The organism is Pseudomonas ulcerans (assembly GCF_036324125.1).
Taxonomy (GTDB): domain Bacteria; phylum Pseudomonadota; class Gammaproteobacteria; order Pseudomonadales; family Pseudomonadaceae; genus Aquipseudomonas; species Aquipseudomonas ulcerans.
Window position 1 is genome coordinate 1 of record NZ_JAZDQN010000027.1, and the last position, 12,792, is coordinate 12,792.

At 58.7% G+C, this 12,792-nt stretch carries 6 protein-coding genes and 4 pseudogenes; 5 read left to right on the plus strand and 5 right to left on the minus strand.

The genetic code is table 11. From position 1 onward, the window contains the following. Window positions 1–265: 265 nt before the first annotated feature. Window positions 266–1,648 carry a hypothetical protein gene (locus V0R59_RS21320; RefSeq protein ID WP_330076664.1) on the plus strand — a complete coding sequence of 461 codons (1,383 nt, stop codon included), beginning with the start codon at window positions 266–268 and terminating at the stop codon, window positions 1,646–1,648. A 164-nt stretch (window positions 1,649–1,812) separates the two neighbouring features. On the opposite strand, the pseudogene V0R59_RS21325 reads toward V0R59_RS21320, so the two are convergent. Further along, window positions 1,813–2,577: pseudogene (locus V0R59_RS21325) on the minus strand (IS5 family transposase); the annotation flags it as partial. A 99-nt stretch (window positions 2,578–2,676) separates the two neighbouring features. Between V0R59_RS21325 and V0R59_RS21330 the strand changes: the two are divergent. Continuing rightward, window positions 2,677–3,530, plus strand: a pseudogene (locus V0R59_RS21330) (IS5 family transposase). Here V0R59_RS21330 and V0R59_RS21335 read toward each other — a convergent pair. Further along, window positions 3,530–3,773: pseudogene (locus V0R59_RS21335) on the minus strand (transposase); the annotation flags it as partial. The pseudogenes V0R59_RS21330 and V0R59_RS21335 sit on opposite strands and share 1 nt — an antisense overlap. A 216-nt stretch (window positions 3,774–3,989) precedes the next feature. On the opposite strand from V0R59_RS21335, the gene V0R59_RS21340 reads away from it, so the two are divergent. Beyond that, window positions 3,990–5,642, plus strand: coding sequence for a methyl-accepting chemotaxis protein (locus V0R59_RS21340; protein WP_330076716.1), 1,653 nt, complete (start codon window positions 3,990–3,992; stop codon window positions 5,640–5,642). Between the two features lie 175 nt (window positions 5,643–5,817). On the opposite strand, the gene folE is transcribed toward V0R59_RS21340, so the two are convergent. Further along, window positions 5,818–6,375, minus strand: a complete 558-nt coding sequence (gene folE / locus V0R59_RS21345) for a GTP cyclohydrolase I FolE (protein WP_330076665.1) — start codon at window positions 6,373–6,375, stop codon at window positions 5,818–5,820. Window positions 6,376–6,388: 13 nt separating this feature from the next. Continuing rightward, a pseudogene (locus V0R59_RS21350) lies at window positions 6,389–9,952 on the minus strand (indolepyruvate ferredoxin oxidoreductase family protein). 273 nt (window positions 9,953–10,225) lie between these two features. On the opposite strand from V0R59_RS21350, the gene V0R59_RS21355 reads away from it, so the two are divergent. Both V0R59_RS21355 and V0R59_RS21360 read left to right on the plus strand, forming a co-directional pair. Further along, entirely contained in the window at window positions 10,226–11,152 is a 927-nt protein-coding gene (locus tag V0R59_RS21355) for a quinone oxidoreductase family protein (protein ID WP_330076666.1), read from the plus strand. A 54-nt stretch (window positions 11,153–11,206) separates the two neighbouring features. Further along, window positions 11,207–12,118, plus strand: a complete 912-nt coding sequence (locus tag V0R59_RS21360; RefSeq protein ID WP_095156777.1) for a LysR family transcriptional regulator — start codon at window positions 11,207–11,209, stop codon at window positions 12,116–12,118. A gap of 69 nt (window positions 12,119–12,187) precedes the next feature. Here the strand turns inward: V0R59_RS21360 and V0R59_RS21365 are convergent, their stop codons facing one another. After that, window positions 12,188–12,745, minus strand: coding sequence for a TetR/AcrR family transcriptional regulator (locus V0R59_RS21365; protein WP_330076667.1), 558 nt, complete (start codon window positions 12,743–12,745; stop codon window positions 12,188–12,190). Between the last annotated feature and the right edge of the window lie 47 nt (window positions 12,746–12,792).

The window sequence follows — 12,792 nt, forward strand, 5'->3', positions numbered from 1 at the left end:
TTTTTCGGTGGGCTGCTGGCATTCAGAGGGACTGACCTCCCAATAGCCGGAAAATATCCGGCTAATTCAGAGCATCCTTAACGGTAGGGCGCCTATTTCGGAACGCGTTATATTGCTCAGCAGCAATCACGCCGAACTACAGCCTCTCAGCAGTGCCTCTAGCCACTGTGCGTCTTGTTAGCTGTGGTTACGGTTGCGGTATTCCTAGATGGTGCTGAGTTGCGCTAGTATTGATGCTCTTGGGAAATAACTGTTGAGTGGTTAAATGTCTGTGTGTTCTGAGATCTCGCATCTTTCTGAAGAGCAAGTGGAAGAGCTTTATCGGCGATACATTTCTGGTGAGCGGAATGCTGATCTTGTGGCTGAATATAAAATAGCTGTTCCCCCTAACAGCCTAATCAAAGTATTTCCGCCGGTTCAACTGGATTCGATATCTTGCCCATACTGTTGCGTGAAAATGTATGAGCGAAGAAAAAGTAAAGGGGATTTTACGTCAGGGGTAACAGTAGGTTACTGCCAGACGTGCGAGCACAAATATTACCAAGGGCGTTCCTATGGTAGCAGGCGCCAATGCACGTGCGGTCCATGCGAGAATGAGCGTGAAAGGGAACAACTGAATAAGGATCAGATTGCACGTGAAAAAATACTTGAGTATTGGCAGCCGCTAGTTGCGAATGCTATCCCGTTCGAGGACCTCGATATGCGGGAAAAGGTTTACTTGCTGTCATTGATTAACGCACAAGGGGATCTCAAAGGCTCTAAAATTTTATCGGTCCTTGAACGTAGGCGTGACGTTTGGTTGGCGCCCACTGGAGAATTGGAAACTGAAGTGCTCGAACTACTCTATCGGCGTAGATTGATTGTTGTAGATCCGGAGTCGCCTCTCTCTGCATTTGACAATAAGAAAATAGAGTCCGTTAATCTAACGGCTGTTCGCTGGCTTTTAAATGTTGAACTTCAGGGGGCGTCAGTTATCTCTGTAGAGGGATTGCAAAGACAAATCGTGAAAGAGTTTGCCATGGCCCCGGCAGGCTATGATGCCCATCAAACGAAATTGCTGGTAGTAAGCATTCTGACTGAACAGGTCATGAGGCAGATTCATTATCACTGTGCGCGATATGATCTATTTTTTACTGCCGAAAAGAAAGGTAGAGATGTCGTTGCTTCTCTACTGGCGGATTATAGCGTGGCGGTTGTCAGCTACTTTGCCTACTTGGCCGCGCATCAGGCATATAATTATCGCAAAAATTCTCATGTCAGTATTGTTCAGGCTACGAATGTAATTCCTCGAAAACTTCACGAGTACGGTATTAAGGCGCGCAGTGAAGCCTGGGATCTTAGTTCTAAGAAATTCCTCAGCAATGATCCGCGGTCCGAGTTGAATAAGGTGGTCTTCGATTTGGTGTTGCGGGCGGAAGATAGCGGCTCTTATAAGAAAATTGGTGATTATTTTATGCCGATGCCGATGCCGATGCCGATGCCGATGCCGATGCTCAAGCTGAGCTCACCAAAATCGGCCTTAGTCTTCAGTTGTCCCGTTTGCGGCTCCAGCGCGGTGCATGCCAGTACGTGCGCAAGCGGAATCATCGTCGACTGTAAGGACTGCATAGCCAGATCTCCGGTTCAACTTACTCATCCAATTGCCTGACGTTGGCAGGTGCAATGGTAATGGTAGTTGGGGGCAGCCTGATTAAGGTCGGGCCTCCCTTTCTGCTCAGGTTGCTAAGGAAACTCCGAACAAGCTGCCCATCAGCCGGAAATGGACGGCTTGGCGATGCCGAAAAGCCTGATTTTCAGCCGCTGATTATTGGATCACCAAGGCACAGCCTTGGTTTTCTGCCCTCGCGGGCGCACCTCTCCCGCTCCAGGCAATAATTGCGAGCGTACCATCCACAGATTCGACAGGGCAAACAGCGTGGTCAATCGTGCCGTGTTCTTGGCCAAGCCACGGAAACGGGTTTTCACACAGCCGAACTGGCGCTTGATCACACGGAAGGGGTGTTCGACCTTTGCTCGCGCCTGCGCTTTGACCTTCTCGATATTGCGTCTGGCTTTGTTGAGCACGCTGCGTTTGCTCAAGTGCTTGTAGATGCTACGACGAGCCGCAATCTGCCAGATCACCGGCCTTCCCTCGTGCTCCGGCCGCTTCTCCATGCCGGTATAACCCGCGTCAGCACAGATAACATTTTCATCGCCACGCAACAGGTGAGCGACCTCCGTGACATCGGCCACATTCGCCGCTGTACCGTGGACGTGGTGCACCAGGCCCGACTCGGCATCGGCACCGATATGTGCCTTCATGCCGAAGAAGTACTGGCTACCCTTCTTCGTTTGATGCATTGCAGGATCGTGCTTGCCCTCCTTGTTCTTGGTCGAACTGGATGCGTGGATAATGATGGTATCGACGATGGTGCTCTGGCGCAACGACAGGCCCTTGTCTCGCAGGCAATTGTTGATGGTTTCCAGAATCCCCGAAGCCAGTTCGTGCTTCTCCAGCAGGTGCCGGAAATTCATGATCGTGGTGTCTTCGGGGATCGGAGCGCTGAGCGTCAGACTAGTAAACTGGCGCATCGAGGTGATCTAGGTTCTGTCTGAAATTCGGAGAAAGCGAACTCCACTGCCGTGAGCGCTGAGATTTTGTAAGGTTTTCAGCCATCTAAGGAAAGGAATCCTGTGATGGCTAAGCGCTACGAAATTTCGGATGAAGCATGGGATGTAGTCGCGGATCTCTTCCCCAACCCACGCCAGAGGTAGACCGCGATCAAGTGATCGCCTAATGCTCGATGGAGTGCTTTGGTTGTTGGGCTCAGGTGCTGCTTGGCGGGACATGCCCGATTATTTTGGGCCCTGGCGGACGGTTTATCACCGCTTCCGAATTTGGCGAAACCGGGGAACATTTGATCAGATGCTCAAGCGATTGCATCTCAAGCTCAATGATCAAGGGCTCCTTGACCTGCAGATCTGGATGATCGATTCAACTGCTGTTCGTGCTACCCGCGCCTCACCAGGTGCAGGTAAAAAAGGGGGGCTGATGAACCCGCCGATCACGCTCTAGGCCGCAGTCGCGGTGGCCTCACCACCAAGATTCATATGCTCTGCGACGCCAACGGCGTGCCATTGCGCTTTCTCCTTTCTGGCGGTCAAGCCAGCGACATCAGGTACGCACAGCCATTGCTGGATGATGTTCGCATCCCGACGAGCAAACGAGGCCGACCTCGCAAGCGCTGCCGCTGGCTTTTGGCCGACAAGGGCTACGACGCTGATGCACTGCGGCGCTACTGTGACCGATATCGCATGCAGCCGGTTATTCCGTTGCGTGCGATGAAGCGCAAACCCTAGCCTGGGTTGCCCCGCCTGTTTGATCGCCCCAAGTACCGGCAACGTAATGTGATCGAGCGTCTGTTTGGCTGGCTGAAAGAGAACCGCCGAATCGTCACGCGCTTCAACAAACTCGAGAAAGCTATGGCGCGATGGTCTCGCTGGCTTGTGTCATGCGGTGTCTGCAACACCTTTTTTCAGACAGAACCTAGTACAGCGCTTCTTCCATGGCTGGGTCGCTCAGCGAGAACCAGTTCTGCAGCAGATGAATACGCAGCATGGTTTCCAGTGGATACGGCTTGCGACCACCGCCGGCCATTGCGTAATGCGGCTCGATCAAATGCAACCAAACCGCTCCACGGCACCACCTATTCCATCTCGACCAGGAAACGTCCGCGACGGGTTTGCTTGCGCTTACCGGCGTACTCGAAATCGGAAAAGCTCATCTGACTCATGGGATGGCGGGCTTGTAGAGGGCAGTTGGATGGAGGTCTATTTCAGCAAAGGTTAGGTGGGCTGTGCTGACTTGATCGGAGAATCCCTAAAGCAACGACAGAGAGGGTTTCCACGCTGCCTGTTCTCCATTGGAAATTTGATGTTGTATGTAGAATTTTACGTGATAAATTTCCACGTCAGCGGATTCCCTATAACAACAAGAACGGTCATTGATTATGCATCTTTGCAAAAAGCTCTCCATCGGTGCCAAGCTTTTGGTGCTGCCCATCTTGTTCGTGCTTGCATTGTCAGTCGTCTCAGGTATGGCCTATTACGGTCTGGCCAGGCAGCAGGCAGTCATCGAAGAAATTCAACAGTTGCGCTTCCAGCAATATCGGCAGGTGCTGGAAACCGCGACCGCGTTGCAGGCGGCGATGGTCGGCGCATATGCCACGGGGTCACGCATTCTTGAGTCCCAGGGGCAGGCCACGCTCGAGGAACTGGAGTCTTATTTCGAGGATATTCGGGCCAGTGTCGATGACCTGCGCACTGGTCTCGACAACGCAGCCCGTGAAACCCGCCTGGGTGAAGAGGAGAAGGCGCTCTACGAAGCGGTGCACGAGCAGGCTGCCGTGGTTACCCAAGGACTGGACGATTTCCAGAGCACCGCCTTGAGAGATCAGATTCAGGCTGCTTCGCTATTGGGCCGGGTGCGCGCTGATAGCAACGGCCTGCAGGCCCAGTTCAACAGTCTGTTGGGGTTGCAGGCACAACTGACCGCCGACGCTTTCGCCGAGGCTGGTGCCCTGCAGCGCCAGATGTCAAAGATGCTGGTAGTGGTACTGCTGGCCGCCAGTGCCCTGGCCTTGATGGTCAGTCTTTTGTTGCGGGGGCAGATCCTGCGTCCTATTCGGGAAATCGAGCAGGCATCGATCAGGTTGCGTGACGGTGATCTGACTCATCGTGTGCGCGTGATCGGGGGGGACGAGATCGCTCATACGGCGCAGGCGTTCAATGAGCTGATTGACAGTTTCCAGCAGGCGATGCGCCAGGTCGCAGCGGTTGCAGCTTCGGTCAGCGCCTCGGCCGAGACCCTGGTAGGCGCCTCGGCGCAGGTGGCCGAGAGTTCCTCGGCACAGACCGGTGCGGTTGGGGTGGTGTCGATGACCATCGAGCAGATGAGCGTCAGCATCGCCGCCATCTCCAACCATGCCCAGAGTCTGCGAGGGTCCGCCGAGGCCAGCTTACGGGGCACGCAGGACGGGCATCAGGCACTGTCGCGGCTGCTCGAAAACATCGACAGCGTACGCCTCGCATTCTCAGCTATCCGCGGCTCGGTGGGTGATTTCGTCGAAAGCACTTCGGCGATCACCACCAGCATCACCCAGGTCAAGGACCTCTCTGCACAGACCAACCTGCTGGCGCTCAATGCGGCGATCGAAGCGGCGCGCGCAGGGGAAAGCGGGCGCGGTTTCAGTGTGGTGGCTGATGAAGTGCGTCAATTAGCGCAACGCTCGGCGCGAGCGGCCAATTCAATCAATGATCTGACCGTGAAGCTTGAGGGTCAGTCCGAGGTGGTTGACGAGGCGCTGCGGGCAGGCACCGTGGCGCTGGATGACAGCGGCAGGTTGCTGAGCGAATTGGAGAGCACCTTGCAGCAGGCCGCGGACCTGGTCGGCGACTCGACGCGGGGCGTGGACCAGATCGCCGACGCAGTGAGTGTGCAAAGTGAGGGCGGCCGGGGGATAGCAGAAAATATCGAACACATCGCACGGATGGCAGGGGATGGTGATGCGATTACACGTCAAGTGTCCGGAGCGGTGGTTTCCCTGCGGGAACTTTCAGACGAACTTAGCCTGGCGGTGAGCCGTTTCCGCTTCGAAGCCTGACCGGTGAGGCCGCTTGTCGAGGGGCCCCGCTGGCGACGCTCATGGTTGCGCAAACGTGGCCTGTTCGCGACTTGGCGCGGTTTATCACAGGGCTGACGTTGATGTTCGGTGGCGAAATTTGACGCGTGGCTGGTGTGCGGGAGTAGCAGATGCCGTTCCCGCATACCAGTGAGCGCTAACGGCTACGAATCAATTGCAAGAACTCTTGCCGAGTGTTGTACGAATCGCGCATGCACCCCAGCATGACCGAGGTACTCATCACCGAGTTCTGCTTTTCCACGCCGCGCATCATCATGCACATGTGCTTGGCCTCGATCACCACTGCCACGCCGGCAGCATGGGTCACCTCGGCAATCGCTTCGGCAATCTGGCGGGTCAGGTTTTCCTGGATCTGCAGCCGGCGCGCAAACATATCGACGATACGTGCCACCTTCGACAGACCCAGGACCTTGCCCGTGGGGATGTAGGCAACGTGCGCCTTGCCGATGAACGGCAACAAGTGGTGCTCACACAGCGAATACAACTCGATGTCGCGTACGATCACCATCTCGTCGTTGCCCGAGTCGAACAATGCGCCGTTGACGATTTGCTCAAGGCTTTGCTGATAGCCATGACACAGGTACTGCATGGCTTTCGCTGCGCGCTTGGGCGTGTCGAGCAAACCTTCGCGCTGCGGGTTTTCGCCGACGCCCTCCAGGATTTCGCGGTAGTTACGGATGAGTTCCTCGTTCATGGCTGTCCCTGATTCAGAGTTGAGTGACGGTAATCTTGCCGGTGGCCGCGCTGGCATCGTGAAACTGCCCGCTCGAACCCGTGCGCCACTGCTCCAGTAACTGCGCCTGTCGTTGGTGGGCATGGCGCAGGAAACGCTCCTTCACCGGCCCATACCCCCGCACGCTGTCTGGCAGTTCCAGTAGCTCACGCGCCAACCGCAGGTTGTCGCTCCCAAGGCCTGTCAGTACTTCATTCAGAATGCTTTCGTAGTTGCGCAGCCAGTCGCGTTCAACCTTGCGTTCATGGGTGTGGGCAAAGGGATCGAGCTAAGTGTTACGCACAACCTTGAGCCTGGCCAACAGCTTGAAGCCTTTCAGCATCCAAGGCCCGAAGCTGCGTTTTTTCGGGGCTTTGTCCGAATTATTGTCATTGAGCAGCGGCGGTGCCAGGTGAAACCGCAGACGGTAGTCGCCCTCGAACGTCGACTGGATGTTCGCCAGGAATTCCCCATTGGTGAATAGCCGCGCGACCTCGTATTCATCCTTGATAGCCAGCACTTTGAAGTACTGGCGGGCCACGCTTTGCGACAGCTCGCCCGGCTGGCCCAGCAGCCGGGTCTCGGCCGCCATGAACTGCTCGACGCGTTGTCGATAGCGCTGGGCATAGGCCTTGTTCTGGTAGGCGGTAAGGGTGTTTGTGCGCCGGTCCAGTGTTTCTTCCAGGGTCCGCGACAGCGTACGGTCGGCGCTTTGCTGCTTGCCGGCGTCCACCAGACGCAGCACCCGCGCCAGGTCGTGGGCGCTGCGTCGGCCCCAGGCAAAGGCCGCGAGGTTGAAGGACACTGCGGTGCCATTCAGTTCGATGGCCTGTATCAGTGCGGCTTCGCCCACCGGTAACCAGCCCTTCTGGTAGGCATAGCCCAGCATGAAGGTGTTGGTGGCGATCGAGTCGCCCATCAGCGCTGTGGCAATTCTGCTTGCGTCGACAAAGTCGGCGCGCGCAGGGCCAACAGCCTCGGCAATCTGCGCTGACATTTGCTCGGTATGGAATTGCGGGTCGGGATGGCTCTGCAAGTCGCCGCTTTGCGCCTGCATGGCGAAGGTGCGTACGAACGCGCTGGTGATGCTTTTCTCGCTGTTGACCAGCGCATGCGTTACGCCCTGGCGCAGCTTGGACAAGGTTTCGGTGTTGGCGCTGACCACCAGGTCACAGCCCAGCAGCAGGGCGGTTTCACCCTCGGCAATCCGTGGGGCGAACAGTTCTTCCTGGCGCGCGGCGATGCGAATATGCGACCAGACCGCGCCACCTTTTTGCGCCATGCCCGCCATGTCGAGGTTGAGCGTGCCTTTGCCTTCGATGAACGCCGCCATGCCCAGCAAGGCACCGATGGTCACCACGCCCGTGCCGCCCACGCCGGTCACCAGAATGCTGTAGGGCTCGTCGAGGGAGACGGTCACGGGGTTGGGGAGCGTCCACAGGTCGCCGGGCTGGGCTGCCAGGGCCTGGGGCTTGCGCAGCACACCGCCTTCTACGGTGACAAAACTTGGACAAAAGCCGTTGAGGCAAGTGAAGTCCTTGTTGCACGACGACTGATCGATTTCGCGCTTGCGGCCGTACTCGGTTTCGACCGCGACCACCGACATGCAATTGGACTTGCTGCTGCAGTCGCCACAGCCTTCGCATACTGCCTCGTTGATGACCACCCGGCGCGCCGGGTCGGGGAACTTTCCGCGTTTGCGACGCCGGCGTTTCTCGGCGGCGCAGGTCTGGTCATAGATGATCGCCGACACACCCTGGAACTGGCGCAACTGTTCCTGCACCTCGTCCATTTTGTCGCGACGCATTACCGGTACGCCTTCGGCCAGGTCGTGGATGTCCTTGTACTTCTCGACATCGTCACTGACCACCACCAGGCGCTGAACGCCTTCGGCCGCCAACTGGCGGCTGATTTGCGCCACGCTCAGACTGCCATCCACCGGCTGCCCGCCCGTCATGGCCACCGCGTCGTTGTAGAGGATTTTGTAGGTGATCTGCGCCTTGGCCGCGATGGCGGCACGAATGGCGAGAATGCCGGAGTGAAAGTAGGTGCCGTCACCCAGGTTGGCAAACACGTGTTGGGTGGTGGTAAACGGCGCCTGGCCGATCCAGGCCACGCCTTCGCCGCCCATCTGGCTGAAGGTCTGGGTTTGCGGGTAGATCCAGGCCGCCATGTAATGGCAGCCGATGCCGGCCAGTGCGCGGCTACCGGAGGGCACTTGGGTCGAGGTGTTATGCGGGCAGCCCGAACAGTAGTGCGGTACACGCTCCATCAGGTTGCTGAACTGACCCTTGCTGGCCAGTTGTGCGTCGAGTACGGCCAACTGAACCTGCAGCGGGCCGCCCGGGTGCAGGCGCAGGATCCGCTTGGCCAGGGCACGGGCGATCATGGCCGGGGTCAGGTCACTGATCGCCGGCAACAGCCAGTCGGTATGCGGCAGGCTCCATTCGCCCTTGTCGTCGAACTTGCCGACGATGCGCGGACGTACATCTTCACGCCAGTTGTAGAGTTCTTCCTTGAGCTGGTATTCGATCAGGTGGCGCTTTTCTTCCACTACCACAATCTCTTCCAGGCCTTCGGCAAACAGGCGCACGCCTTCGGCTTCCAGTGGCCAGACCATGCCGACTTTGTACACGCGCAGGCCGATCTTCTGCGCCTGCGCCTCGTCGATGCCGAGGATCTTCAGGGCCTGGCACACGTCGAGATAGGATTTGCCCGAGGTCACGATGCCGATCCGGGCATTGGGCGCATCCATGACGATACGATCAAGACGGTTGGCGCGGGCATAGGCCAACGCCGCATACAGCTTGTGTTCCAGAAGGCGTTGTTCTTGCGCCAGTGGCGGGTCCGGCCAGCGGATGTTCAGGCCACCTTCGGGCAGCGCAATGGTGGGAATAACCGGCTGAACACGGTGGATATCGATGTCCACCACGGCTGCGCTTTCAACGGTGTCGGCCACCGCCTTGAGTGCGACCCAGCAGCCGGAATAGCGCGACATGGCCCAGCCATGCATGCCGTAGTCCAGGTATTCCTGTACGCCCGAGGGTGCCAGTACCGGCATCATTACTGCTTTGAAGATGTGTTCGGTCTGGTGCGGCAGGGACGAGGAGCGCGCGCCGTGGTCGTCGCCGGCAATGGCCAGCACCCCGCCGAAGGGTGAGGTGCCCGCGGCATTGGCGTGACGAAACACATCACCGCAGCGGTCCACACCCGGGCCCTTGCCATACCACATGCCGAACACGCCATCATAGGTCGCGCCTTCGAACAGGTTGACCTGCTGTGTACCCCAGATCGAGGTGGCGGCCAGATCTTCGTTCATGCCGGGGTGGAACACCGTGTGGTGCGCCTTGAGGTAGTCACGTGCTTTCCACAAAGCCTGGTCGAAACCGCCCAGCGGCGAGCCGCGATAGCCGGAAATGAACCCCGCGGTATTCAGGCCGTTGGCCTGGTCGCGTTGACGCTGCATCAGGGGCAGGCGGACCAGCGCCTGAATTCCTGTGAGCAATACGTGACCACTGTGTTGCACATATTTGTCATCCAGTGAAACCGGCGTACTCATGTTCATCCTCCAGGCGTTTTTGTTCTTGTGTGGCGGTGCCCGCTGCGTGGCGATGCCTTGTTTCGGCCGAAGTCTAGGAAGCAGGGTATCGATCGTAAAATCACAAAAACGGCGGCGCGATATTGGCTTTTCAAATATCCGGGCGGTGCGGCGTTGGCTGTGTACGACCGCTTGGGCCGGGGTGATGCTAATTAAATATGGACAAATAATCAAAATATGTTCAATTATTGGTAATGCAAACGCTGAAAAATAAAACAGACAAGGGAGAAAGCCATGCGTGCAGCCATCATTTCCGAACGCAATGCGCCGCCACAGGTGCGTGAGTTCAATGAGCCGCAAGCGCAGGACGGCGCGGTACTGATCGATGTGGACACTGCCGGCCTCGGGGGTTGGGACGTGCTGGGTGCCTATCGCCTGGGCGTCGAATACCCCTGTGTCATTCGCGGCGAAGGCGTGGGCCGGGCTCCGGATGGCCGTCGGGTGTATTTCGGTGAGCGCTCGGTGCTGCCTTATGGCGCGTGGGCCGAGCGAACCCTGGTGCCGCAGGCCGAGGTGTGGAACGTGCCGGACGATGTGGACGACAAGACTGCGATCAGCATGGGCATTGCTGCTACCGGGGCCATCGTGCCGCTGGAAAAGGCAGCGATCCAGAAGGGCGAAAAGGTATTGGTGCTGGGCGCTACCGGCACACTGGGGCAGATTGCCCTGCAGCTTGCGCGCGGCATGGGCGCGGGCAAGGTGGTCGGTGCCGCCCGCTCGCAGGCGGCACTGGGCAGCCTGAAGTCACGCGGCATCGCCGACGAAGTGGTGACCTTGGGCGGCAGTGATGATGTGGAGGCGCTCAAGGACGCAGGCGATGGCGGCTTCGACGTGGTCCTCGACCTGGTGTGCGGGCAGCCCCTGCTGACGTCATTGAAGGCCACCAATTGGGGGGCGCGCATCATCACCATCGGCACCGGTGCCGGCCGCCAGCTCAACCTGGACATCGCCGACTTGCTGTTTCGCAACCTGTCGTGCATCGGTACCGGCCAGCGGCCTCCGGCGGACCGCGAGCAGATCTGGCTGCGGCTGCTGAAGATTGCCAGGGAACAACAGATTCACGTGGACTACCTGGACTTCACCCTCGACCAGGCGGCCGAAGCATGGGCTGCGCAGGTCAACGGGCCGCACGCAAAGATCACGGCCACTATCCGCCGCTGACGGATGCACGCGGTAAGCGGTTCCATTCGGTGTGGCGGCAGGCTCGGCAAGCAGATGACCAAGGGCAAAGACGTTTCCATGCGCCAGTTGCGCTATTTCGTGGCGGCGGCCGATGCCGGGCAGTTTTCGCAGGCGGCGCTCAAGGTACATGTGTCGCAGTCGGCCATTACCGCCGCGGTGCTGCACCTGGAGGAGACCCTGGGCGTCAGCCTGTTCGACCGCTTGCCCTATGGCGTGACGCTGACGGCCGAAGGCAACAAGTTTGCCCAGCACGCGCGGCACATCCTCGACACGCTGCAGGACGCCCTGAGCGAGCCGCTGTTTCTCAGCCATGCGATGCAGGGCAGTGTGCGCGTGGGGGCGTCGTATACGGTGCTGGGCTATTTCTTGCCAGCGTTGCTGGCGCGATTCAAACGCAGCTACCCGCAGGTAGAGATCGACCTTGTGGACATGGACCGCCACAGCATCGAACAGGCGGTGAATGATGGCGACCTTGACCTGGGACTTGCGATCGTGTCCAACACGCCCAGCCTGAAGGGCTTTGCGCACCAGGTGTTGATCCGTTCACGCCGACAACTCTGGTTGTCCAGCCAGCACCCTTTGATGGCAGCCACGTCAATCGACCTCGCAGACGTCGCGCAGCATGCCTATATCCTGGCCACCCTGGACGAAGGGGACAGCTCGACGCTGCGCTACTGGGAGTCGCGCGGGCTGGCCCCGAATGTCGCCTTTCGCACGTCCTCGATGGAGGCGTTGCGCGGCCTTGTGGGTCACGGCTTTGGCGTGACCATCCTGTCCGACATGCTCTACCGGGCCTGGTCGCTGGAGGGCAAAAAGATTGAGGTCCGGCCGTTGGTGGATACCATTCCGCCCATGGAGCTGGGGCTGATCTGGTTGCCGGACAGGTGCCTGTCGGCGCCTGCCCAGGCGTTCCGGCAGTTCCTGATCATGGCGTGCGCGTCGTGATGCCCTCCTGGCAGGCGCTGGCTTGCGGCGGCCAGGAGCCGTTGTTCATCAGGCTGTCGAAGGTCTCGGTCATTCCTTGGCGGAGTTGGGATAATCGTGGCGCACCCACCATAGCCACAACCCCACCAAGGCACCGACGAAGCAGCGCACGGCGGCTTCGCCGCGGATGCCGGTTCGTGAGTAGAGGCCTTGTGAGCGATAGTGTTCACGGACCTGGATGGTCAGGATGCTTTCCAGGTGTGCCAGTATCACGCGGTGCCCAGGACCGCTGAAAAATGAGGTGGTGAGCGCGGCATGGCGTTCGGTCGCGCCGAACAGCCAGGCCGATACGTCCAGTACCACGCACCGGTCGCCACGGACTTCAGTGATCCGCGTACACGGCACGCCGATGGCGTCGTACCCGGCGATGATCAAATCTTCTTTGTCGCGAAAGTGCGCATAGAACGTCGAGCGTGCTACCCCGGTCCTATCCAGCAATTCCTGCACGGTGATTTCGCTGTAGTCCTTCTCTAACGCCAGGCGGTACATCTGGTCCAGCAGCCGTTCGCGGGTGCGTTGCGAACGCAAGGCGTGGCGTCGGCTGGAGAGGCTCTTGTCTACGGTTTGTACGGAACTTGCACGCTTCATCCTGTACCTCTGCAGAGCTTTCTTATTGGAGTCGTGACGCCTGGCGG

What these genes read in the sequence shown, in the direction of transcription:
- V0R59_RS21320 (WP_330076664.1), top strand. Translation starts at nt 266, where the DNA reads ATGTCTGTGTGTTCTGAGATCTCGCATCTTTCTGAAGAGCAAGTGGAA.
- V0R59_RS21340 (WP_330076716.1), top strand. Translation starts at nt 3,990, where the DNA reads ATGCATCTTTGCAAAAAGCTCTCCATCGGTGCCAAGCTTTTGGTGCTG.
- folE (WP_330076665.1), bottom strand. Translation starts at nt 6,375, where the DNA reads ATGAACGAGGAACTCATCCGTAACTACCGCGAAATCCTGGAGGGCGTC.
- V0R59_RS21355 (WP_330076666.1), top strand. Translation starts at nt 10,226, where the DNA reads ATGCGTGCAGCCATCATTTCCGAACGCAATGCGCCGCCACAGGTGCGT.
- V0R59_RS21360 (WP_095156777.1), top strand. Translation starts at nt 11,207, where the DNA reads ATGACCAAGGGCAAAGACGTTTCCATGCGCCAGTTGCGCTATTTCGTG.
- V0R59_RS21365 (WP_330076667.1), bottom strand. Translation starts at nt 12,745, where the DNA reads ATGAAGCGTGCAAGTTCCGTACAAACCGTAGACAAGAGCCTCTCCAGC.